The sequence below is a fragment of the Rhizobium sp. USDA 4016 genome (assembly GCF_056279705.1).
On record NZ_JBWCCY010000004.1, the window covers coordinates 1,692,711 to 1,713,188 of the forward strand.

The following is a 20,478-nucleotide window of genomic DNA, read 5'->3' on the forward strand; positions in this document are numbered from 1 at the left end:
AGCCGAAAGTGCCGCGGCAGGAAAGCCAAAGTAATGCCGGTCCGGTTTGCCTGCGAAATTCCTCGACGGCGTGTTTTGGAATAATATTTCGCAAAACGGGGACATTCCGGTCAGGAAAATTGCCGGGGCGGCAAAACTTACAAATAAAATTGTCGATATAATATATAGACATTATCATTATCGAGACATCGCAACGACCGGCAGATCAAGGATGCTGCCGCGAAGGAAAGGGGATTGCCATGATTTCTCGACGCCAGACGCTCGGACTTTTCGGTGCTGCTGCGGCGGCTGCCGTTCTGCCGGCCATCAAACCCGCACGCGCTGCAGCCACCGAATTCCGGATCGGCTGGCAGAAGAACGGCGTGCTGGCGCTCGCCAAGCGCCGCGGGGCGCTGGAGAGCCGGCTTGCCGATCGCGGCATTTCGGTCAGCTGGTCAGAATTCACCTCCGGGCCGCCGCTGCTCGAAGCGCTCGGTGCCGGTGCGCTCGACTTCGGCGCGACAGGCGACGTGCCGCCGCTCTTTGCGCAGGCTGCAGGCGGCCATCTCTATTATGTCGGCACCTATCGTGGCAGCCCGGCGGGTTCGGCGATCCTCGTGCGCAAGGATTCTCCGATCAAGACCCTCGAAGACCTGAAGGGAAAGAAGGTTGCGTTTAAGCGCGGGTCGAGCGCGCATAACGTTACGGTAAAAGTCTTACGCAAGGCGGGGTTGACGATCGATGATGTCCAGCCGCTGGACCTTGCGCCGCCGGATGCGGCCCCTGCCTTCAAGAACGGCAGCATCGATGCCTGGTCGATCTGGGACCCTTATCTTGCAATCGCCGAGGCCGATCCGGAGACCCGTATCCTGACGACGGCCGAGGGCATCGTTCCCTCATACAGCTACTTCCTCGCCAATCAGGAATTCACCGATGCCAACGCTCAGGTGATTGTCGACGTGATCGATGAACTCGGCAAGGTCGGTAAGTCGGCGCAGGGCAAGCTCGACGATACGGTCAAGGAGCTCTCCGAAATCACCGGCGTGCCGGCTGAGGTGACCCGCGTGACGCTGTCGCGGCCGGGCGCCGATCTAGGCGCCGTGACGACCATCACCGACGATGCGGCGGCCTACCAGCAGGCGCTTGCCGATGAATTCTACAAGCTCGGCATCGTGCCGAAGCAGTTGACCACCGGCGATATCGTCTGGCGGCCGAAGGCGAGCTGATTTCTGTTTCCGGTTTTCAAAGGAGATTTCCGACCCATGAGCGCTTCATCCAAGCCTATCGATTTCCTGTGGTTCATCCCGACCTCCGGCGACGGGGCCTATCTCGGCTCCGGCGAGCTGACCCGCGCGCCGGATATCGGCTACATGACGCAGATCGCGCAGGCCGCCGACCGGCTCGGCTATTCCGGCGTGCTTTTGCCGACGGGCGTCGCCTGCGAGGAGTCCTTCGTGACGGCCGCAGCCCTTTCGGCCAAGACCGAGAAGTTGAGGTTCCTCGTCGCGATTCGTCCAGGCACCGCGTCGCCGGCCTATTATGCGCGGCTGACAACGACGCTCGACCGCATCTCGAACGGCCGCGTGCTGCTCAACATCGTCGTCGGCGGCAGCCCGGGCGAGCTTGCCGGAGACGGCATCCATCTGGAGCATGACGAGCGCTATGCGCATGCCGAGGAGTTCTTCACCGTCTGGGAAGAGCTGCTGGAAAAGGGTGTCGCGAGCTTCGACGGCAAATATATCAAGGCAACCAATGCGCAGCTCGGCTTTCCGTCCGTCCAGACCCCGCGACCGCCGCTCTATTTCGGCGGCTCGTCGGATGCCGGGATCGATTTCTCGGCGGGCCGCGTCGACAAGTATCTAACCTGGGGCGAGCCGCCCGCACAGGTCGGCGAAAAGATCGAGCGCGTGCGCACCGCCGCGGCCAAGAAAGGCCGTGACGTGAGCTTCGGCATCCGCCTGCATTTCATCGTCCGCGAAACGGATGAAGAAGCATGGGCGGCGGCCGACCGGCTGATCTCCAAGCTCGACGATGCGACGATCGAGGAAGCGCAGCAGCGTTTCGCCAAGGAGTCCGACTCCGTCGGCCAGGCGCGCATGGCGGCCCTTCACGGGGGTCGCCGGGACAAGCTGGAGGTCTCGCCGAACCTCTGGGCCGGCGTCGGCCTTGTGCGCGCCGGTGCCGGGACAGCACTGGTCGGCTCGCCGAAGACGGTCGCCGCACGGCTTCGCGAATACCAGGACCTCGGCATCGAGACGGTGATCGGCTCGGGCTATCCGCATCTGGAAGAGGCCTACCGTGTCGCCGAACTGCTGTTTCCCGAACTGGGACTCGAGCGCCAGGAGCAGCGCCACGGCCTCAAGAGCGATTTCGGCCGTCACCATGTCTTCGGCGGTGGCAGCCATGGCGGCAACCTGAAGGTCGTTTCCGGCTCCTGATTTCAAAGCACGCAAGGAGATAAGCATGTCGGTTTTCGAAACGCCGTTCACGCGAGCGATCGCCGGGCAGGAGAGCCGCAAGGTGCGCTCTCGATTTTCGCTTCCGAGCCGCGAAGCGCTGCTGCCCTATCTGGTACCGCTCGTAATCATTCTCGCCTGGCAGGCGGCGTCTTCGGCAGGGCTTATCTCCTCGCGTGTCATGCCGTCACCGGCGGATGTGGCTGTCGCCTTCTGGTCGACCACGTTATCCGGGCAGTTGCCGCATGACGTTCTCGTCAGTGCGTGCCGGGCTTTCGCGGGGCTCATCGTCGGCGGGTCGATCGGCTTCCTGCTCGGCATTGCAAACGGCGTTTCGAAGATTTCCGAGCAGCTGACGGATACGACATTGCAGATGCTGCGCACCATTCCGCATCTGGCGATGATCCCGCTTGTCATTCTCTGGTTCGGGATCGGCGAGGAATCGAAGCTTTTCCTCACGTCGCTCGGCGTGCTTTTCCCGGTCTATCTCAATACCTATCACGGCGTGCGCAACGTCGACCGCGACCTGATCGAGATGGGCAGGGTCTACGGTATGGGCGGCTGGACGCTGTTTCGCAAGGTGATCTTTCCGGGGGCGCTGCCCTCGATCTTCGTCGGGCTGCGCTATGCGCTCGGTATCATGTGGCTGACGCTGATCGTTTCGGAATCGATCGCCGCGTCTTCCGGCATCGGCCACATGGCGAACAATGCCCGCGAGTTCATGATGACGGATGTCGTGGTGCTGGCGCTGGTGATCTATGCCGTGCTCGGCAAGCTGGCGGATGTCGTGGCGCGGGCGCTGGAGCGGCGGGCGCTGACCTGGAACCCCGTCTATCAGAAATAGGAGAGACGCAATGACCGTCATCACGCATGAGCGCTTCCAGGGGGCTACTGAGCCGGAATACGAGACGGAAGCGGCCGTTGCGCAAGCCGGTGCCGCTTCGATCACGCTGACGGGCCTTGAGAAGAGTTTCAGCGGCAACCGGGTTTTGCGCGGCATCAGCCTGCACATTCCGGCGGGCCAGTTCGTCGCGGTGATCGGCAAGAGCGGTTGCGGCAAGAGCACGCTGCTTCGGATCCTCATGGGGCTCGATCGGCCGACGGCCGGTGAGTTGCGCTTCGAAAATACCGCCGGTGCCGAGGGCCAGCCGAACGCGCGCATCGTCTTCCAGGAGCCGCGCCTGCTGCCGTGGCTGAGCGTGGCGGAGAATGTAGCCGTCGGGCTCGGCGACAATGTGGAGACGCGGTTGGCACTGGCGGAAGCGGCGGCGGTGCTCTTCGAAGTGCAGCTTGCCGAAAAGGCGTCGGAATGGCCGTCACGGCTTTCCGGCGGCCAGCGGCAGCGCGTGGCGCTGGCCCGGGCGCTGGTGAGCAAGCCGCGGCGTGCTGGCGCTTGACGAACCGCTCGGGGCATTGGATGCGCTGACGCGCATCAGCATGCAGGAACTCCTCAATCGCGTCTGGCGCGAACTCGGCTTCACCGCCGTATTGGTGACGCATGACGTCAGCGAGGCGGTGCATCTGGCCGACCGGGTGATCGTCCTCGATGAGGGGCGGATCGCGCTCGATCTCGCGATCCCTTATCCGCATCCGCGCAGGCACGGCAATGCCGAACTCGCCGAACTGGAGGGCAAGCTGCTTTCGGCGATCCTCGGCAAGGACGCGGCGCGTTAGATTAGCTTTGTCGATTTCGCTCGGAAATCCAGCGATCGAGATGGCCAAGCGCGTCCTGCTGCAGGCGGTAGGTGCGGACGCGGCCGGCCTTTTCGGACTGCACGAGGCCGCTCGATTCCAGCACGCTCAGATGCTTCATCACTGTCGGCAGCGTCATGGAGAGAGGCTTTGCCAGCTCCATGACGGAGGCAGGGCCGCGGCCGAGGCGATCGACCATGCCGCGGCGGCTGCGGTCGGACAAAGCGTGAAACATCCGGTCGAGGGCGGCAGGTTCCATGATCATTCGGTGGGCATTTCGCTGCGGATGCGCTCGGGGAGCTGGTGACTGTACGGGTAGAACTTGAAGTATGGCAGTGCCTCCTTCAGCACCCGCGCAAAGGACGGCCGCTCGAGCAGGCGTTCGTAATAGGCGCGGAGCTTCGGCTGGTCGTCGCCGAAGGGAACGAGCGTTTCGGCATAGAAGAGGGCTGGTGCCGCAGCGCAATCGGCCATCGTGAAGCTGTCGCCGGTGATCCACTGGTTGCTGCCGAGCTGCTGCTCGATCATGCCGTAGGCCGTTGCATGCGTGCCGCGTGCCTCTTGCACGCCATGCGGATCCTTGCCGCCGTCCGGCCGGAGGGTATCGGTGACGATCTTCTGCATCGGCGTCTGCACATAGAGATCGAAGAAGCGGTCCCAGAGGCGGACGCGAAGCGCCCGGTCGATATCGTCCGGCAACAGGCGGATAGTGCCGGGGTAATGTCGGTCGAGATATTCGATGATGATGCTCGTCTCGGGGATCGTGCTGTCCAGCGCCTCGTCGCGCAGGACCGGCATCTTGCCGACCGGCCAAAAGCGGAAGAGATCGGCGCTCGACATTTCATCGGCCAGATCGACGGTGCGGTTTTCGAAAGGCGTGCCGTTCTCGTAAAGCGCGATCAACACCTTGTGGCAGAAGGAGGCGAGGGGATGTCCGTAAAGAACCAGCGACATGGATCGAGCCTTCAGTGATCGGAAAGTTTACTGAATGGCTAAGTATCAGGTTGCTGCGCGGGCCGCAAGGGATGGTTTCCTGATTGGGTAAGTGTCCGATGCAGCGCGATCCGTTATTTCTTATGTCGCGTCAGGGAGGCTAGATGCTTATAAGCGAACGCAGTTAGCTTGTAGGATCGTGCGCCTCAGCCGGCCAACCGCGCGATCACCAGATGTCCCGGACTGGGCTGACCCTTCCTGCATTCGGACGTTGATTTCGCACATCTCCACGAGGTCGAAGCCGGTCGCTGTCAGGCGGTCGCGGATATAGGCTTCGGCGTGCAGGAAGCGCTGGTGCGGGCCGACGGCGTAAAGGCGGCCGTCGGTTGGCGGGAGCGTCTCGGAGGAGAAGATGAAGAGGCCCCCGGGCGTCAGGTTTTCGGCGACGCCGAAGAAGAGCGGCTCCAGGGCGCCGAGATAGGGCAGCACGTCGGTCGCGGTGATGAGGTCGAAGGCGTCTTCGTCGTTGTCGTCGAGGAAGTCCTCGACCTCGGCCACGAAGAGCGTCTCGTAGATTTCCTTCTCATGGGCGATCTCGACCATGTTTTCGGAAATATCGATGCCCGTCATCTCCTCGCAGAGGTCGCGCAGCGTGCCGCCCGTGAGCCCCGTGCCGCAGCCGAGGTCGAGCAGGCGCTTGAAGCGATCGAGCTTCAGCTCCTGCAGGCGCTGGCGCACCAGCATGGGGACGTGGTAGCTAAGCTGCTCGACAAGCACGTCCTCGAAAACTTCGGCATGCTGGTCGAATAGGGTTTCGACATAGGCATCCGGCGCCCTGACCGGCGTTTCGCCGCGGCCCATCGAGGCGATGCGGACGGCCGCGCCGCCGTGGTCTTCGGGGTCGATTGCCAGCACCTCCTCATAGGCCTTCACGGCAGCGTCGATGTCACCGGCCTTTTCGAGGGCAAGGGCGCGGTTATAGGCTTCCGCAAGCGCTTCCTCGTCGATCTTCTTTGCCATTGCCGTCACCACCTTTTTAAGTTCAGGCAAGCCTCTAAGGCGGCTTGCCGCCTTTTGCAATGGCGGCCTTGGAGGCGCAGAATGCGAAATGGAGATGTCAATAAGGAGGAAAGGGAGGAATGCCATGACGACGGACATCAGCAAGCCCGGCCTTGACGAGAGCGCCCGGAAGGAGGCAACGCCGCCACTGCCGCTGACGCCGGTTGAAATCACCAATACGCTCGCGCACTATTATCGCGGCGAACTCGGACGCATGACGAGTTGGCGGGATCGCATCGACCGGACGTCGAACTGGGCGATCACGGTGGTCGCAGCATTGCTCTCCCTCTCGCTGTCGACGCCGACCGCGCATCATGGCGTGCTTCTCTTCGGAATAATGCTGATCTCGCTGCTCTTGCTCATCGAGGCGAGGCGCTACCGGTTCTTCGATATCTACCGGGCCCGGGTCCGGCAGGTCGAAAAAAACTATTTCGCGCAGATCCTGTCGCCGGAGGCGAATTCCGCGCGCGATTGGGGTCCAGTGGTCGCAAGGAGCCTGCGCAAGCCGACGTTCCTGCTGACCTATGCGGATGCCGTCCAGCGGCGGCTGCGGCGCAACTACAGCTGGATGTATCTCATCATGCTGCTTGCCTGGGCGCTGAAAATCACGACGCCGAAACTGCAGACCGAGGGCAGCGCGCTGGCACAGGCACATTCCTGGACCTATGTGATCGACAATGCCGTGCTCGGACCGCTTCCGGGGCTCGTGGTGATTGCCCTCGTGGTGGCCTTCTATCTCGCCATCCTCTACGGCGTGTTACGCCGGGAACCCGACAAAGGCGAGTTCATTCATGGCGAGGCGCATGTCTAGCGGCCTCAATGCAGAATGAACTCGCCTTTCAGGGCGCGCCATTCCGTTGCCGAAATCAGTTTGCGGTGGATGTAGCGCACCGAATGCAGCGGGCCGTCCAGTTTTTCCTGCCAGAACTTCAGAAAGCCACGCATTTCGGGAAAATCCGGAGCAAGATCGTATTCCTGCCAGATGTAGGTCTGGAGGATCGCCGGGTGATCCGGCAGGTGGTAGAGGATGTGGGCGGTGGTCAGCCCGTATCCCTGAAGCTGCTTTTCGAAATCCTTGTTCATCTCAGCCTCGGTTTCATTCCCATGTCACGTTTGTGAACATTATATGAAATGGAAACACGCGTCGGTTAACGCAAGCTTGACAGATGTGGGAGGAAAAGGCTATTTGTTTTTGATTTCAATGGCTTGGCAGCACTCATATGGGAGTGCTACCAAGCGGTCAGCGCTTTAGATGCCGTGTCAGGCGGCGCTCGATCCAGTTCCAGAAATGCCGGAGCGTTTCGACCATCGAAAGATAGAAGATCGCCGCCCAGAGATAGGTCTGGTAATCGAAGGTGCGCGAGAAGGCGTAGCGGGTTTCGCCCATCAGATCGAGAACGGTGATGATGGCGACCACGGCAGAGCCCTTGATCAGCAGGATGATTTCATTGCCGTAGGGGCGCAGCGCCACGATGAGCGCCTGCGGCAGAACGATCTTGCGGAAGGCGACGGCCTTGTGAATGCCGAGCGCTGACGCTGCCTCGTGCTGGCCGCTCGGCACGCTTTCGATGGCGCCGCGTAGGATTTCGGCCTGATAGGCAGCGGTATTGATCGTCATCGAAAAGAGACCGCAATACCAGGCGTCGCGGAAGAACCACCAGAGGCCGGCGGCTTCGAGCTGCGCGCGGAAGCCGCCGAGGCCGTAGTAGATCAGAAAGAGCTGTGCCAAGAGCGGCGTGCCGCGGAAGACGTAGACGTAGCAATAGGCAAGCGTGCTGATGATCCTGTTCTTCGACATGCGCGCGAAGGCGAGCGGCAGGGAAAGTGCTGCGCCGAAGATGACCGAGATCGTCACCAGGATGATCGTCGTCATCAGTCCGTGCAGGTAGCGCGGACCATAGCGCGTGAACTTGTCCACGTCCCAGCCGGCGATCACCATGTAGATCAGGCTTGCGGCAAGCAGCGCCCAAAGGAGGACGAGGAACGAGCCGACGACGCGCATGCCCGTTATCGGCTTGACGATTTCCTTCGGCGCCGGCTGCGGCGGGATGAGGGTTTGCGCATAGCTCATCGGCGGGCCCCAGAGCGCTTCGCCCAGCGTTCGATATAGCTGAGGCCGATCGACGAGATGATCGCAAGCGCGAGATAGAGGCCGCAGGCGATGATGTAGAAGAAGAAAGCCTGCTTGGTGACGCGGACGGCGACGCCGGTCTGGCGCAGGATGTCGGCAAGGCCGATGATCGAGACGTAGGAGGTGTCCTTGAGCAGGATCATCCACAGGTTCGTGAGGCCGGGCAGGGCGATGCGGATCAACTGCGGCAGCACGATCAGTCCGAGCGTGCGGCCGTGATGAAGGCCGAGCGCATAGCCGGCTTCGTACTGGCCCCTCGGAATGGCGCGGAAGGCCGACAGCAGCACTTCCGCGCAATAGGCGGAAAAGACCACCGAGAGCGCGATCATGCCGGCGACAAAGGCATTGATCTCCACCCGCTGCTCGTAGCCGAAGGAGGTGAGCACCGACTGGATCAGGATCTGCAGGCCGTAATAGATGATGAAGAGCGTCAGGAGCTCGGGCAGGCCGCGGAAAATCGTGGTGTAGATGCCCGACGCAAGGCGCACCGACCTTTCTTCCGATTGCTGGCCAAGCGCGACAAAGAAGCCGATGATAAGGCCGACGGGAAGCGTCAAAAGCGCCACGGTGACGGTAGTCTTCAGGCCGAGCGCGATTTCGTCGCCCCAGCCTGCATCGCCACAGGCGAGGATGGTCGATTGCCCGAACCAGGTGAAAACGCCGGCAGGTCCGCAGAGCGGATCAAAGATATATCCTATCCAGGCCCAGAACGAGCCCGGCGCGGAAAACAATCCGCCCATGCCAACTTTCCCCTCACGGCTTATGCCGTTTTGATCTTTCCATGGTTGTCAAACAAAAATGGCGGAAGAGCAAGCCTTCCGCCACCATCTTTGCCGGTCAGTTACAAGTTTTCCTATTCGCCGTAAACGTCGAAGTCGAAGTACTTGTCCTGAATTTCCTTGTACTTGCCGTTGGCGCGGATCGCTGCGATCGCGGTGTTCAGCTTGTCCTTGAGCGGGTCGCCCTGGCGCACGGCGATGCCGGCGCCTTCGCCGTTGATTTCCTTGTCGACGGGAAGCGTCGTCAGGATCTTGCAGCAGGCGCCGGCTTCCGACTTGACCCATTCGGAGAGAACGACGACGTCGTCGATGGCGGCGTCGATACGGCCGCTCGAGATGTCGAGCTTATACTCGTCGGCGGTCGGATAGAGCTTGAGCTCCGTGTCGGCAAGGTGCTTTTCGGCGTAGTTGGCGTGCGTCGTCGAGGTCTGTGCGCCGATCGTCTTGCCTTTCAGGCCGGCGACGTCGGTGATCGTCGAGTCCTTCGGCACGGCGACGGCCGGCGGCGTGTTGTAGTACTTGTTGGTGAAGTCGACGAGCTTCAGACGCTCCGGCGTGATCGACATCGACGAAACGATCATATCGTACTTCTTGGCCTGCAGCGCTGGAATGATGCCGTCCCAGTCGGCGCTGACGAAGGTGCATTCGGCCTTCATTTCAGCGCAGAGCGCCTTGGCGATGTCGATGTCGAAGCCCTTGATCTCGCCGCTGGCGTCAACGAATTCGAAGGGCGGGTAGGTCGAGTCGGTGCCGATCACGTACTTCTCGCCGTCGGCCATTGCCGAACCTGCGAAAAGCGACAGCGCTGCGAGTGAAGCGGCTGCGAGAAAGCGGGTGGAGATACGCATGAGGATCCTCTCTGTTGGTTGGCCGCTGCGTCTTTCTTCTTATCCGCCAGCGACCGGAATGCGGCGGGCACGGGGCACCGCCTTGGCGCGATAATCAAACCTTTTTTTTGCAAATTGCAACTGGAATCGCAGCGGAATGGTGCGGCGCAAACTGTGGCAAAGATGAACGGCACCGAACCGCAGCATTCATACCGGGTTAATGACGGGCTTCCTAAAACAGGGGGAACAAATCCGGATTTGGACGATTTCGATCCTGAGTCCGCCCACAAACGTCGGGACGCCCTGCGGGTGTTCCAAAAGGCTCAACAAGAAGACGAGGAACCCCATGGGAATGAAATCAAGATTGTTTGCCAGCGCCGCTTTCCCGCTGCTTTCGCTGTCGCTGGCTATGTCGCCGGCCCATGCAGCGACCGCAGCTGGTGGAAGTGCGCTGCGGCCCATACCGCAGGTGATCAGCGGCAGCTACGAGGTCGCGCAGGATGCTGCGCCTTCGGATGAAGAGCTTCTGAAGAAGAGACGCAAGCGGCCTGCCGAGGAGCAGCAGCCTGAGGCAGAACCCCAGCAGGAGGCGCCGCAGGCCGAACAGGAAGCGCCGCGCCGCAAGCAGCGCAAGGCAGAACCCGAACCCGAGCAGGCCCCGGAAGCACAGCAGGCTCAGCCAAGCGAGGAGCAGCCCCGACGCAAGAAGCGTCAAGCCGCGCCGGAACAGGCCGCGCCCGAGCCACAGCAGGAGCAGGTAGCGCCTGAGGCTGCGCCGGAACAGCAGCCCGCGCAGAATCGCGAGCGGCCGCGCCGCAAGCAGCGCGAGCAGCAGCCTGCACAGCAGGAAACAGCGCCCCAGCAGGGCGAAGCCCAGCCGCAGGCAGACGAGCCGCAACAGCAGACGGAAGAGGCGCAGCCCGAGCAGCAGCGTCCGCGCAAGCGGCAGCAGCAAGCAACCGAAGGTGAGCAGCAGCCCGCGGCAAAACCCGGCCGCAAGCCAGTGAAAGAAGCTCAGCCCGAGCAGCAGCCGGCCGAAGATAAGGCAGCCGTTCCGCAGGAATCACCGGCGCCCGAGAAGGCTCCTGTGCCCGCCGAATCTCCGGCACCCAAAAAGCCGCCGGTTCCCGCAGAGCCGGGCGAGGCGCAGAAGCCTGCCGAAGGTGGCGAACAGCCGCTGCAACAGCAGGGCGAGCAGGTGCCCGTCAAGCCCGCAGCGCCGACTGGCGAACAGCCGACCGGTGATGCGCAGCCGACAGAACAGGCAATTCCTGCTCCTGAGAAGGTGACACCGGAAGAGCTCGATCGCCGCAAGCAGATCGCCGAGGATCCGAGCAAGAGCAACGAGACCGTTGTCCTGCCGGTCGAAAACGGTGCCGCCGTGCTCGACAGCGACAAGGATGCCGACCGGGCTGCCGGCCGGGGCGGACGGCGTGAACGTGATCGCCTGCGCGCTGCAGAGCAGCAGGTCATCGCCGCCCCGAAATCCGATGCCGATGCGCAGCTCGCGCCGGAAGGCCAACGCCGTCCTCCGGTCAAGTTTGAGGCGGTGACGAGCGAAGAGGGCCGCAGGCTTGACCGCAGGCCAGAGTTCATGAGCCCGGAAGGTGCGCGCGTCGAACGTTACGAGGGTGACGACAACCGCACCATCATACAGTACAACAACCGGATCGTGGTGCGCAGCGATGACGACCGCCGCTTCCTCAGGGACGGCGAACGGCCGCTCTACGAGCAGCTTTCGCGGGACCGTTACCGCGAGACGATCGAGCGCCCGGAAGGCTATCGCATCGTGACCATCCGCAACCGCTATGGTGATATCATCCAGCGCTCACGCATCGACAGCGGCGGCCGCGAATACGTTCTCTACTATTCGCCGGAACTCTACGATGATCCGGACCGCGGCTACTTCGAGGATCCGGGCGCTGATTTGCCGCCGATGCGGCTGGGGATCCCGGTGCGCGACTACATCATCGACACAAGCAGCAATCCCGATCGCGATTACTACGAGTTCCTGAGCGAGCCGCCCGTGGAACCCGTCGAGCGCGTCTATTCGCTGAACGAGGTGAAGTATTCGGCCCGTATCCGCGACAAAGTCCGTCGCATCGACCTCGATACGATCACCTTCGCGACGGGTAGCGCCGAGATCCCGATGAGCCAGGCCCAGAGCCTGCGCAAGGTTGCGGATGCGATGAACGAGGTGCTTCAAAAGGATCAGAGCGAGACCTTCCTGATCGAAGGCCATACGGATGCGGTCGGCTCCGACCAGAGCAATCTCGTCCTTTCGGACCAGCGTGCCGAATCGGTCGCCAACGTGCTGACGGACGTCTATGGCATTCCGCCGGAAAACCTTGCGACCCAGGGTTATGGCGAGCGCTATCTGAAGGTCAATATGGATGGTCCGGAACAGGAAAACCGCCGCGTGACCATTCGCCGCGTCACGGCTCTGGTGCGCCCGGTCGCGTCGAACCAGTAAGGTCATCAGCTCGAGGAGAAAATGCCGTCGCTAGCGCGGCGGCTTTTTCTATTTGCAAACCGGAGAAAGCCCGATCTTGGCGGCGACGAAATCGGCGATCTTTGTCGTGTCGTCGAGATTGAAGACCGGCAGATCCGTGTCCGTGATGGGATGGTCGGCGGCGATGGCGCAGATATGCGGATCGGTCGGCGCCAGCAGATCGCGCCTGGCCGCTTCCAGGCGGCGGGCTTCGATCTTCGGGATCGGTTCGCGCTTGTAGCCTTCGATCAGTACCAGGTCGCAGGGAGCGAGGCGTGCGAGGATTTCCTCGAAGGCCGGTTCGGGGGCGCCGCGCAACTCATGCATGATGGCATAGCGGGTGCCGGAGACGATCGTCACCTCATGCGCGCCGGCCTGCCGGTGGCGGTAGCTGTCGGCGCCGACCTTGTCGATATCGAAATCGTGGTGGGCGTGCTTGATCGTCGAGATGCGGTAGCCGCGGCGGGTGAACTCCTCGACGAGACGTACGGCAAGGCCCGTCTTGCCCGAATTCTTCCAGCCGGCGATTCCGAATATGCGTGGTCCGGTCATGACAGCACCTGCAGCCAGCGCTCGGCTTCCACCAAGTCGTCGGGCGTGTTGATGTTGAAGAAAGGGTCGAGCAGGCTGGCGCGCGTCGGATGCAGTGGGAAGGCAACTTCCGTCACGTTATGCCGTAACAGGAAGTCGCGCACGCGCCGCTTTTCGTCCGTTTCGATCCAGCCGGCGAGTTCGTCCCCCAGCGAAACCGGCCAAAGGCCGAAGACGGGATGAGGGCGGCCTTCGGAGACCGCGATCGCGATCTTTGCCGGGGAATCGATTACGGCGGCGAAATCTGCGACGAGCTCTGCCGGGAAGAAGGGACTGTCGATCGAAACGGTCACGACATGGCTGACGCCCGGAAGCGTGGCCGCATGCGCCATTGCGGCATGGATGCCGGCCATCGGTCCCGCTTTGCCGGGGACGATATCCGGAATGAAGCGCAGGCCGCATTGCGGCTCGCTGTCGGCATTCACCGCAATTGTAGAGACCTGCGGGGCCAGCCGCGCGATGGCATGATCTAGCAGTGAGCGGCCGCCGAGCATGACGGAGGCTTTGTCCTGCCCCATGCGCGTCGAGCGGCCGCCGGCAAGGATGACGCCGGGAATATTGGTGTTCTGCAGGGAAAAATCGGCCATGGCGGTTCTCAGACGGGGCTTCTGGGCTCGGATTCCTGCGCCATCGGCGGCACGCGGCGTTTGGCCTCGCGATAGAAAGTATAAAGGCCGGACGCGATGACAACCGCAGCCCCGCACAGCGTCCAGAAATCGGGCACCTCGGCGAAGAAGAAGACGCCGAGAAGTGCGGAGAAGATCAGGCTCGTATAGCGGAAGGGCGCGACGAAGGAGACTTCGCCGGTGCGCATCGCGAGGATGACGCATTGATAGCCGATCAGCACCAGGACGGAAGCGAGCAGCAGGTGCGAAAGCGAAGTGAGGCTGACGGGCTGCCAGCCGCCGAGCGCCGGCATGAGGAGCGCGCCGAAGAAGGCGACCGACATCGCGGTGACGACGGTCACCATTAGCGAGGGGATTTCGGGATCGATGGAGCGGGTTGCAAGATCGCGCCCCGCCGTCACCAGGACGCTGGCGACGCAGAGGAGTGCTGCGGGTGTGAAGCCTTCGGGACCGGGACGGATGATGATCATGACGCCGAGGAGGCCCACCAGGATTGCCGACCAGCGCCGCCAGCCGACTGGCTCGCGGAAAAAGAGTGCTGCTCCGAAGGTCACGACGAGCGGCAGGGATTGCAGGATGGCCGAGGCATTGGCGATCGGCATCATGCCCAGCGCCGTGATGTAGAAGACCGCGGCAAGCACTTCGCAGATGACGCGCAGGATGATAATCGGCTTCAGCACGATGCGCCAGGAGCGGAGCGCCCCTAGATGTCGGGCGATCAGATAGACGAGAATGCTGGTGAAGATGCCACGGATAAAAATGATTTCGCCAGCGTTCATATAGCTGATGACCGACTTGGAGAGGGCGTCGCTAGAGGAAAAGCCGGCCATGGCCAAGCTCATGAAGATTGCGCCCTGGGTATTGCGAGACCGCGGCATGAAAAGAGATTCCCGATTTTCGTGCCGTCCTTTTAGAGGGGATCGCGCATCAAGGGAATCGAATGAAAGTCACATCCAAAATAAATCGATTGCGCGGTGCACAATAAGCGGCGCCGCTACCGAGTTTGGTGGCCGCGGCTTTGCTCAAGCCACGGTTTTCAAAGGCAAATCCTTTCGTTGCAGTGAGTGGCCACGCCATCGTCGCGAAAGTCCTTCTATTCGACATGCTTTCGGACATGATCGAGCAGTTCCGGACGTGTGTGCCGGAGAGCGAGGTGATCTCTGGCTGGGGACGCGGCGGGGCCGCCTGATAAGATCGCCACCGGCAGAATTGGAATCCGCCCTCGACCGTCCGTGTTTTTTTGTTTTCTTCAAGCAGCGCAGGAAACGGGTGGCTGCAGCCGCAGTGTTTTGCGATCTGAGTGCCGAACTTGATCTTCAGCAATGAACGGAGTCCGGCATGAACAGCCTGAATGGAAAGATCGCAATCGTCAGTGGCGCCAGCGCCGGTATCGGCCGCGCCGCGGCCAAACTCTTTGCCGCCGAGGGCGCGAAACTCGTCGTCACAGCACGGCGTGAGGCAGCATTGGGAATGCTCGTCGAGGAGATCGAGGCAGACGGCGGGGAGGCGGTTGCCGTTGCAGGCGAGATACGCGACGAGGAACTGCATCGATCGCTCGTGGAAACGGCGTCAAGGCGTTTCGGGGGGCTCGACATCGCCTTCAATAATGCGGGCGGCACCGGCACCTATGGCTCGCTTGCCGATATCTCGCTCGGCGATTGGCGCGATACCGTCGACCTCAACCTGACAAGCGGATTTCTTGCCGCCAAGCATCAGGCGCCGGCGATGACTGAGCGCGGCGGCGGATCGATCATCTTTACCTCGACCTTTGTCGGCCATACGGTGGGCATGCCCGGCATGGGCGCTTATGCGGCGGCGAAGGCGGGGCTGATGGGGCTCGTGCAGGTGCTGGCGGTTGAATTGGGGCCGAAGAATGTGCGCGTGAACGCACTGCTTCCGGGCGGCGTCGACACACAGGCAAATCCGATCAACTTCCCGGACGCCACGCCGGAGACGATCGCCTTCGTCAAAGGCTTGCACGCGCTAAGGCGGGTCGCCCAGCCGGAAGAGATCGCCAAGGTGGCACTTTTCCTGGGCTCGGATATGGCGAGCTTCGTCACCGGTTCGACAATGCTCGCCGACGGCGGCGCTTCGATCAATCGCACATAACGTCCCCCCGTTCAAAAAATTTGAACAAATCCGGGCTGTTGGCGTTTTCCATTCATGTCCAAGTAACGAGGAGAAGGAAGATGGATTGGAATCGTGTCGAAGGGAACTGGAAGCAGATGAAGGGTAAGATCAAGGAACAGTGGGGCAAGCTCACTGACGATGATCTCGACCAGATTGCGGGCCGCCGCGAGCAGCTTGAAGGCAAGCTTCAGGAGCGCTACGGCATTGCCAAGGATCGCATCCATCGCGAGGTCGACGACTGGTATGAGCGCCAGACCTGGCATTGAGCATGAGCCCGGCTCTCGCCGGGCTTCCTCCAGAAAAAAGAAGACACATCATGCTGGAAGATGTTCCAAATTCCACTGAACCGCCGCGTGGTCCCACACCGACACCGGACGCGCCCGATCGCGTGCAGGAAAAGCCGCCGTTAAAACCGGCTCACGACCCCTCGGACGACAAGAATCCCAACGATCCGTCGCCCCTCGATCCGGCACTGTTGCCGATCGGCGATCCCGCCGGCGCTGCTTGAGGCACTCAAGTGGAAGCGCTCACCCGCCGGTGACACTCATGTGGCGGGAGACCGCCGGGCGGTTGTGGGTGCGGTCGATGATGAAGTCGTGGCCTTTCGGCTTGCGGGTGATCGCTTCGTCGATCGCGGCGTAGACCAGGCCGTCGTCGTCCGTGGCGCGCAGTGCAGAGCGGAGGTCGGCGGCATCGTTCTGGCCGAGGCACATATAGAGCGTGCCGGTGCAGGTGAGGCGGACGCGGTTGCAGCTTTCGCAGAAATTATGCGTCATCGGCGTTATAAAGCCGAGGCGGCCCGCGGTTTCGGCGACTTCGACATAGCGTGCCGGACCGCCGGTCTTGTAGCCGATATCGGTTAGCGTGAACTCACGTTCGAGATCGGCGCGAAGCTCGGAGAGCGGCAGATACTGGTCGGTTCTGTCCTCGTCGATCTCGCCCATCGGCATGGTTTCGATGACGGTGAGGTCCATGCCGCGGCCATGGGCGAAACGCAGCATGTCCGGTATCTCGGCTTGGTTGAAATCCTTGAGCGCGACTGCGTTGAGCTTGATCTTCAATCCGGCGTTCTGCGCCGCGTCGATTCCTTCCATGACCTTGGCGAAATCACCCCAGCGGGTGATCTTGCGGAACTTGTCGGGGTCGAGCGTATCAAGCGAGACGTTGATGCGGCGCACGCCGCAGTCGTAGAGCTCCTCCGCATGGCGGGCAAGCTGGGAGCCGTTGGTCGTCAGCGTCAGTTCCTCGAGGCCGGAGCCGATCCGCTTTCCGAGCTCGCGGACGAGGAACATGATGTTCTTGCGCACCAGCGGCTCGCCGCCGGTCAGCCTGATCTTGCGCACGCCCTTGGCGATGAAGGCCGAACAGAGCCGGTTCAGCTCTTCCAGCGTCAGAAGGTCCTTCTTCGGCAGGAATGTCATGTTTTCCGCCATGCAGTAGGTGCAGCGGAAATCGCAGCGGTCGGTGACGGAGACGCGCAGATAAGTGACCGCCCGTCCAAAGGGGTCGATCATCGGGGCTGCATCTGCCACTAGAGGCGATGCGCTTGCTATCGTTCCAACGTTGCTGTTCACCAATACCTCCGTCGTCATGGTAATGTGGACAGATGTGGCTGCACCGTCAAGGGAAAGGCGGGGGACGCACGGTAAATTGAGCTTGCCTCGAAATGCTCGATTGCCTACTGCTCTGTGACAATTGGAGAGAGCGATGAGCGATATCTGGCCCACTGAACTGCGTGTCTCGAAGGACCGGCAGCGTCTGACCGTGACCTTCAACGACGGCCAGAGCTTTGATCTTTCGGCCGAAATGTTACGCGTGCTTTCGCCCTCGGCAGAAGTACAGGGCCATGGGCCGGGGCAGAAGTTGACGGTTCCCGGCAAGCGCAACGTCGCAATCATCTCGATGACGCCGACCGGCAATTATGCCGTGCGCATCGGCTTCGACGACATGCACGATACGGGCATCTTCACCTGGGTCTATCTGCGCGAGCTCGGCGAGCGTGGGGAGGAGCTTTTTGCGGAATACGAGAAGGAACTCGGCGAGAAGGGCATGAGCCGCGACGTCGCGGAAAAGCCGCGCTGAGCGATCAACAGCCATAAAGGGGGGAAAATGGCGGGAACCACAGGTAAAAGCTGGCTGCGTTCGAAGGGAAGTCCGGCCGACAGCAAGGTCAGCTTTCTCGAACTCTTCTTCGACCTGGTGTTCGTCTTTTCCATTTCACAGCTTTCCCACGCGCTGGCGGCCCACTACACGCTGCTCGGCGCAGTCGAAGCGGCGCTGATGACCTTCGCCGTCTGGTGGGTCTGGGTCTTTACCGCCTGGGTAACGAACTGGCTCGATCCGGAAAAGATGCCGGTGCGCGGCATGCTCGTTGCTCTGATGCTGCTCGGATTGGTGCTTTCGGCTTCGATTCCCGAAGCTTTCGGCGACAAGGGACTGCTTTTTGCCGCTGCCTACGTGCTGATGCAGGTCGGACGGTCGTTTTTTGCGCTCTATGCGATGAAGGATGCCGGCCGCTCGAACTATCTGAACTTCATCCGCATCAGCACATGGCTTGCGGTTGCCGGCGTTTTCTGGATCGCCGGCGGTTTTCTGGAGCATGAGGGGCGGTTGATTACATGGATTATCGCGCTCCTCATCGATTATGCGGGTCCGGCCTCAGGTTTCTTCGTGCCGGGGCTGGGCAAGTCGACGGCGGCGGACTGGGATGTCTCGGGCGCCCATATGGCGGAGCGTTGCGCGCTGTTCATCATCATCTGCCTCGGCGAAGCGATCCTCGTTTCCGGCCGCACCTTTTCGGAACTGCCGTTTTCCGGTCTAACGACCGTCGTTTTCGTCACGGGCTTTGTTGGAACCGTCGCGATGTGGTGGCTCTATTTCCGGTTCGGGCATCAGCGGGCCGCACACCGGATCGAGCATGACGAGACGCCGGGCCGCCTTGCGCGGCAGGCTTTCACCTATGCACATATTCCGATTCTCGCCGGCATCATCGTGCATGCGGTGGCCGTCGAGTTCATGTTCTCGCATCCCCACGACAGCGGCGATGTCGGCGTGATGGCTGCGATCCTCGGTGGCTCGGGGCTTTTCCTTGTTGGCAATCTCTGGTTCAAGGGCGCAACGAGCGGGCGAGCGCCGCTTTCGCATTTCGCGGGTCTTGCGCTGCTAGTCCTTTTGGCGTTCCTGGCACCGGTGCTCGAAGTCTATGTGATGGGCATTCTGGCGACGCTGGTGCTGATCGTCGTTGCCGCATGGGAATACAGATCGCTTGCCGGGCGGCCGGCCGGGCGCACGCTGCACTGATATCAATCCTCGTCGCGCAGATCCTGCTGCAGCACGCCGATGATGCGTTCCATCGAGTTTGCCATGGCCATGCACTGCTCGATCGGCTCGGGGGACAGCACCCGCTCGATCAGGTCGGTCTGGATCACCATAGCGCGCTCGGTGACGCTGCGGCCCTCGGGTGTCAGGTAGAGCCGCAGCACACGCTTGTCCTTGTCGTCGCCGCGGCGCTTAATCAGGCGGCGTTTTTCCATCTGTGGTAGCAGCATGCTCATATTGGAGCGGCCGACGAGGAGCTTGCGGGCAAGCTCCTGCTGCGAGATGCCCTCGACGCGATAAAGATTGATCAGAATATCGAGATGCGGGGTCTTGATATCGAGCTCTGCCAGCGAGCGGCCCAAGGATTGCTGCATCAACTGGCAGGCGCGGGCGACGGCGATCCAGCTGCGAAAACGCGGATGATCCCAAGGAAGGGATTGATTTTTGTTCATCGTTGTACTTTATTGTTCAGTGTTGAACATTATTGGATTCCCACTATGCCAAACTTTGCACTGAAGGTCACCCGCCTCGGATTCTCGCTGTTGCAGGCGGTTTCACCGCTTCTTGCGGGCAAGACGGCATTCCGGCTGTTCTGCCTGACGCCGTCCGCAAAACCAAAGGGCGCCAAGGCCAGAGCGGCACATGCGGCCGGCCGGGTTTTCCTGCAATCGGCGGAGCGAATCGAGTTTCGCCTTGCGGGTGGGCGACGGGCGCATGCCTACCGGATCAACGGCGGTGCTGCCGGCAGGCGGCAGCGTTACCTTGTGACGCACGGCTGGGGATCGAGCATGGAATACATGACCGATCTGATCGGTGCGCTTGCCGCAAGCGGCGCGGAGGTGATCGGCGTCGATTTTCCGGGCCACGGGCGCGCAGGCGGACGCTTCCTGCATATGGGGCTTGCTGTAGAGACGATCGCCGCAGCCGAGGCGCGGTTTGGGCCGTTCGACGCGACAGTCGGCCATTCCTTCGGCGGCGCGGCCCTGATGGTTTCGGCCGCCGGCCTGCTACCTGAAATCGAAGCGCTGTCGGCCGGAAAGATCGTCACGATCGGCTCGCCGAGCGAGATGAAATGGCTGTTTGCCGGCTTCGGCAGGATGGTCGGCCTCGAAAAGGCGGCACAGGCGGCGCTTGAGGGTGAGGTGCATCGGCTGACCGGCCGGAGACTGGAGGATTTCGATGCGGGGGAGGCTGCTGCAACAATGGCGCGCCCGATGCTGGTGATCCACGCTGAAGACGACAAGGAAGTCAGCGCTAATCATGCGCGGCGCTACGCCGCCTCGGGCAGGAGCGTGCGGCTCTTCTGGGCCAACGGCTTCGGCCACCGGCGGATCGTCAGCGCCGAGCCGGTGCTTGCGGAGATCCAGCGTTTCCTTGCCGATGATGCCATCAAAAAAGATGCTGAGATCATTCCGCTTTTTGAGCTTCCGGGCAAACGGGCGTCATTTTAGCGTCATTTCGGGCGG

General features: G+C 61.8%; 23 protein-coding genes and 2 pseudogenes. 12 read left to right on the plus strand and 13 right to left on the minus strand.

The features are described 5' to 3' along the window. Positions 1–239 precede the first annotated feature (239 nt). The 4 genes and pseudogenes from ACZ9DP_RS23535 (at position 240) to ACZ9DP_RS23550 (ending at position 4,109) form a co-directional block, all read left to right on the plus strand. A complete protein-coding gene (locus ACZ9DP_RS23535) occupies positions 240–1,205 on the plus strand; it encodes an aliphatic sulfonate ABC transporter substrate-binding protein (RefSeq protein ID WP_239598499.1) in 966 nt (321 codons plus the stop codon). A gap of 36 nt (positions 1,206–1,241) precedes the next feature. Further along, positions 1,242–2,417 (plus strand): FMNH2-dependent alkanesulfonate monooxygenase, encoded by a 1,176-nt coding sequence (ssuD, locus tag ACZ9DP_RS23540; protein ID WP_476203746.1) that lies wholly within the window; start codon positions 1,242–1,244, stop codon positions 2,415–2,417. 25 nt (positions 2,418–2,442) lie between these two features. Further along, positions 2,443–3,279, plus strand: a complete 837-nt coding sequence (locus ACZ9DP_RS23545) for an ABC transporter permease subunit (RefSeq protein ID WP_194729857.1) — start codon at positions 2,443–2,445, stop codon at positions 3,277–3,279. Positions 3,280–3,289: 10 nt separating this feature from the next. After that, positions 3,290–4,109 (plus strand): annotated as a pseudogene (locus ACZ9DP_RS23550) (ATP-binding cassette domain-containing protein). Between the two features lies 1 nt (position 4,110). On the opposite strand, the gene ACZ9DP_RS23555 reads toward ACZ9DP_RS23550, so the two are convergent. The 3 genes and pseudogenes from ACZ9DP_RS23555 to ACZ9DP_RS23565 form a co-directional block, all read right to left on the minus strand. Next, on the minus strand, positions 4,111–4,392 hold the full coding sequence (locus ACZ9DP_RS23555) for an ArsR/SmtB family transcription factor (RefSeq protein ID WP_074068489.1): 282 nt from the start codon (positions 4,390–4,392) through the stop codon (positions 4,111–4,113). After that, positions 4,389–5,081 (minus strand): glutathione S-transferase family protein, encoded by a 693-nt coding sequence (locus ACZ9DP_RS23560; RefSeq protein WP_283072216.1) that lies wholly within the window; start codon positions 5,079–5,081, stop codon positions 4,389–4,391. Before ACZ9DP_RS23560 ends, ACZ9DP_RS23555 begins: the two co-directional genes overlap by 4 nt. Positions 5,082–5,266: 185 nt before the next feature. Further along, a pseudogene (locus tag ACZ9DP_RS23565) lies at positions 5,267–6,080 on the minus strand (class I SAM-dependent methyltransferase). 124 nt (positions 6,081–6,204) lie between these two features. Here ACZ9DP_RS23565 and ACZ9DP_RS23570 point away from each other — a divergent pair. Next, the gene (locus ACZ9DP_RS23570) at positions 6,205–6,930 is read left to right on the plus strand and encodes a DUF2270 domain-containing protein (protein ID WP_074068482.1); all 726 of its coding nucleotides are present in this window, start codon (positions 6,205–6,207) and stop codon (positions 6,928–6,930) included. A gap of 5 nt (positions 6,931–6,935) precedes the next feature. On the opposite strand, the gene ACZ9DP_RS23575 is transcribed toward ACZ9DP_RS23570, so the two are convergent. From ACZ9DP_RS23575 to ACZ9DP_RS23590, 4 genes are all read right to left on the minus strand, one after another. Then, positions 6,936–7,202: an usg protein gene (locus ACZ9DP_RS23575; RefSeq protein ID WP_039845088.1), complete on the minus strand. Its 267-nt coding sequence runs from the start codon at positions 7,200–7,202 to the stop codon at positions 6,936–6,938. A 157-nt stretch (positions 7,203–7,359) separates the two neighbouring features. Then, positions 7,360–8,190 carry an ABC transporter permease gene (locus tag ACZ9DP_RS23580; protein WP_476203747.1) on the minus strand — a complete coding sequence of 277 codons (831 nt, stop codon included), beginning with the start codon at positions 8,188–8,190 and terminating at the stop codon, positions 7,360–7,362. Further along, positions 8,187–8,990 carry an ABC transporter permease gene (locus ACZ9DP_RS23585; RefSeq protein WP_194729851.1) on the minus strand — a complete coding sequence of 268 codons (804 nt, stop codon included), beginning with the start codon at positions 8,988–8,990 and terminating at the stop codon, positions 8,187–8,189. The genes ACZ9DP_RS23580 and ACZ9DP_RS23585 overlap by 4 nt, the downstream gene beginning before the upstream one ends. A gap of 113 nt (positions 8,991–9,103) precedes the next feature. After that, on the minus strand, positions 9,104–9,877 hold the full coding sequence (locus tag ACZ9DP_RS23590) for an ABC transporter substrate-binding protein (RefSeq protein ID WP_074068473.1): 774 nt from the start codon (positions 9,875–9,877) through the stop codon (positions 9,104–9,106). A 325-nt stretch (positions 9,878–10,202) separates the two neighbouring features. On the opposite strand from ACZ9DP_RS23590, the gene ACZ9DP_RS23595 reads away from it, so the two are divergent. Next, a complete protein-coding gene (locus ACZ9DP_RS23595; protein WP_476203748.1) occupies positions 10,203–12,329 on the plus strand; it encodes an OmpA family protein in 2,127 nt (708 codons plus the stop codon). Between the two features lie 48 nt (positions 12,330–12,377). Here the strand turns inward: ACZ9DP_RS23595 and mobB are convergent, their stop codons facing one another. From mobB to ACZ9DP_RS23615, 4 genes are read right to left on the minus strand one after another with little or no spacing between them, the layout of a single operon-like run. Next, positions 12,378–12,899 (minus strand): molybdopterin-guanine dinucleotide biosynthesis protein B, encoded by a 522-nt coding sequence (gene mobB / locus ACZ9DP_RS23600; protein WP_476203750.1) that lies wholly within the window; start codon positions 12,897–12,899, stop codon positions 12,378–12,380. Beyond that, the gene (gene mobA / locus ACZ9DP_RS23605) at positions 12,896–13,525 is read right to left on the minus strand and encodes a molybdenum cofactor guanylyltransferase MobA (RefSeq protein WP_239598520.1); all 630 of its coding nucleotides are present in this window, start codon (positions 13,523–13,525) and stop codon (positions 12,896–12,898) included. Before mobA ends, mobB begins: the two co-directional genes overlap by 4 nt. 8 nt (positions 13,526–13,533) lie before the next feature. Next, positions 13,534–14,442 carry a DMT family transporter gene (locus tag ACZ9DP_RS23610; protein ID WP_194729847.1) on the minus strand — a complete coding sequence of 303 codons (909 nt, stop codon included), beginning with the start codon at positions 14,440–14,442 and terminating at the stop codon, positions 13,534–13,536. A 49-nt stretch (positions 14,443–14,491) separates the two neighbouring features. Beyond that, positions 14,492–14,887 carry a hypothetical protein gene (locus ACZ9DP_RS23615; protein WP_476203751.1) on the minus strand — a complete coding sequence of 132 codons (396 nt, stop codon included), beginning with the start codon at positions 14,885–14,887 and terminating at the stop codon, positions 14,492–14,494. 15 nt (positions 14,888–14,902) lie between these two features. Here ACZ9DP_RS23615 and ACZ9DP_RS23620 point away from each other — a divergent pair, with 15 nt between their 5' ends. From ACZ9DP_RS23620 to ACZ9DP_RS23630, 3 genes are all read left to right on the plus strand, one after another. After that, a complete protein-coding gene (locus tag ACZ9DP_RS23620; protein ID WP_476203752.1) occupies positions 14,903–15,673 on the plus strand; it encodes an SDR family oxidoreductase in 771 nt (256 codons plus the stop codon). Positions 15,674–15,753: 80 nt separating this feature from the next. Further along, the gene (locus ACZ9DP_RS23625) at positions 15,754–15,960 is read left to right on the plus strand and encodes a CsbD family protein (protein ID WP_022715159.1); all 207 of its coding nucleotides are present in this window, start codon (positions 15,754–15,756) and stop codon (positions 15,958–15,960) included. Positions 15,961–16,010: 50 nt separating this feature from the next. Further along, positions 16,011–16,202, plus strand: coding sequence for a hypothetical protein (locus ACZ9DP_RS23630; RefSeq protein ID WP_476205467.1), 192 nt, complete (start codon positions 16,011–16,013; stop codon positions 16,200–16,202). Positions 16,203–16,221: 19 nt separating this feature from the next. Here ACZ9DP_RS23630 and moaA read toward each other — a convergent pair whose 3' ends face one another. After that, positions 16,222–17,286 (minus strand): GTP 3',8-cyclase MoaA, encoded by a 1,065-nt coding sequence (moaA, locus tag ACZ9DP_RS23635; protein WP_476203753.1) that lies wholly within the window; start codon positions 17,284–17,286, stop codon positions 16,222–16,224. A gap of 115 nt (positions 17,287–17,401) precedes the next feature. Between moaA and ACZ9DP_RS23640 the strand changes: the two genes are divergently transcribed. Both ACZ9DP_RS23640 and ACZ9DP_RS23645 read left to right on the plus strand, forming a co-directional pair. Further along, positions 17,402–17,776 carry a gamma-butyrobetaine hydroxylase family protein gene (locus tag ACZ9DP_RS23640; RefSeq protein ID WP_074068456.1) on the plus strand — a complete coding sequence of 125 codons (375 nt, stop codon included), beginning with the start codon at positions 17,402–17,404 and terminating at the stop codon, positions 17,774–17,776. Positions 17,777–17,803: 27 nt separating this feature from the next. After that, positions 17,804–18,994 carry a low temperature requirement protein A gene (locus ACZ9DP_RS23645; protein WP_476203754.1) on the plus strand — a complete coding sequence of 397 codons (1,191 nt, stop codon included), beginning with the start codon at positions 17,804–17,806 and terminating at the stop codon, positions 18,992–18,994. Positions 18,995–18,996: 2 nt separating this feature from the next. Here ACZ9DP_RS23645 and ACZ9DP_RS23650 read toward each other — a convergent pair whose 3' ends face one another. Further along, positions 18,997–19,464, minus strand: coding sequence for a MarR family winged helix-turn-helix transcriptional regulator (locus ACZ9DP_RS23650; protein WP_476203755.1), 468 nt, complete (start codon positions 19,462–19,464; stop codon positions 18,997–18,999). Positions 19,465–19,509: 45 nt separating this feature from the next. Between ACZ9DP_RS23650 and ACZ9DP_RS23655 the strand changes: the two genes are divergently transcribed. Next, positions 19,510–20,463, plus strand: coding sequence for an alpha/beta hydrolase (locus tag ACZ9DP_RS23655; protein ID WP_476203756.1), 954 nt, complete (start codon positions 19,510–19,512; stop codon positions 20,461–20,463). The last annotated feature ends 15 nt before the right edge of the window (positions 20,464–20,478 follow it).

Coding starts and splice junctions, on each gene's coding strand:
- ACZ9DP_RS23630 (WP_476205467.1), top strand. CDS start 16,011: ATGCTGGAAGATGTTCCAAATTCCACTGAACCGCCGCGTGGTCCCACA.
- ACZ9DP_RS23640 (WP_074068456.1), top strand. CDS start 17,402: ATGAGCGATATCTGGCCCACTGAACTGCGTGTCTCGAAGGACCGGCAG.
- ACZ9DP_RS23545 (WP_194729857.1), top strand. CDS start 2,443: ATGTCGGTTTTCGAAACGCCGTTCACGCGAGCGATCGCCGGGCAGGAG.
- mobB (WP_476203750.1), bottom strand. CDS start 12,899: ATGACCGGACCACGCATATTCGGAATCGCCGGCTGGAAGAATTCGGGC.
- ACZ9DP_RS23620 (WP_476203752.1), top strand. CDS start 14,903: ATGAACAGCCTGAATGGAAAGATCGCAATCGTCAGTGGCGCCAGCGCC.
- ACZ9DP_RS23575 (WP_039845088.1), bottom strand. CDS start 7,202: ATGAACAAGGATTTCGAAAAGCAGCTTCAGGGATACGGGCTGACCACC.
- ACZ9DP_RS23625 (WP_022715159.1), top strand. CDS start 15,754: ATGGATTGGAATCGTGTCGAAGGGAACTGGAAGCAGATGAAGGGTAAG.
- ACZ9DP_RS23590 (WP_074068473.1), bottom strand. CDS start 9,877: ATGCGTATCTCCACCCGCTTTCTCGCAGCCGCTTCACTCGCAGCGCTG.
- ACZ9DP_RS23570 (WP_074068482.1), top strand. CDS start 6,205: ATGACGACGGACATCAGCAAGCCCGGCCTTGACGAGAGCGCCCGGAAG.
- ACZ9DP_RS23650 (WP_476203755.1), bottom strand. CDS start 19,464: ATGAACAAAAATCAATCCCTTCCTTGGGATCATCCGCGTTTTCGCAGC.
- ACZ9DP_RS23645 (WP_476203754.1), top strand. CDS start 17,804: ATGGCGGGAACCACAGGTAAAAGCTGGCTGCGTTCGAAGGGAAGTCCG.
- ACZ9DP_RS23535 (WP_239598499.1), top strand. CDS start 240: ATGATTTCTCGACGCCAGACGCTCGGACTTTTCGGTGCTGCTGCGGCG.
- ACZ9DP_RS23655 (WP_476203756.1), top strand. CDS start 19,510: ATGCCAAACTTTGCACTGAAGGTCACCCGCCTCGGATTCTCGCTGTTG.
- ssuD (WP_476203746.1), top strand. CDS start 1,242: ATGAGCGCTTCATCCAAGCCTATCGATTTCCTGTGGTTCATCCCGACC.
- mobA (WP_239598520.1), bottom strand. CDS start 13,525: ATGGCCGATTTTTCCCTGCAGAACACCAATATTCCCGGCGTCATCCTT.
- moaA (WP_476203753.1), bottom strand. CDS start 17,286: ATGACGACGGAGGTATTGGTGAACAGCAACGTTGGAACGATAGCAAGC.
- ACZ9DP_RS23580 (WP_476203747.1), bottom strand. CDS start 8,190: ATGAGCTATGCGCAAACCCTCATCCCGCCGCAGCCGGCGCCGAAGGAA.
- ACZ9DP_RS23555 (WP_074068489.1), bottom strand. CDS start 4,392: ATGATCATGGAACCTGCCGCCCTCGACCGGATGTTTCACGCTTTGTCC.
- ACZ9DP_RS23610 (WP_194729847.1), bottom strand. CDS start 14,442: ATGCCGCGGTCTCGCAATACCCAGGGCGCAATCTTCATGAGCTTGGCC.
- ACZ9DP_RS23560 (WP_283072216.1), bottom strand. CDS start 5,081: ATGTCGCTGGTTCTTTACGGACATCCCCTCGCCTCCTTCTGCCACAAG.
- ACZ9DP_RS23595 (WP_476203748.1), top strand. CDS start 10,203: ATGGGAATGAAATCAAGATTGTTTGCCAGCGCCGCTTTCCCGCTGCTT.
- ACZ9DP_RS23585 (WP_194729851.1), bottom strand. CDS start 8,990: ATGGGCGGATTGTTTTCCGCGCCGGGCTCGTTCTGGGCCTGGATAGGA.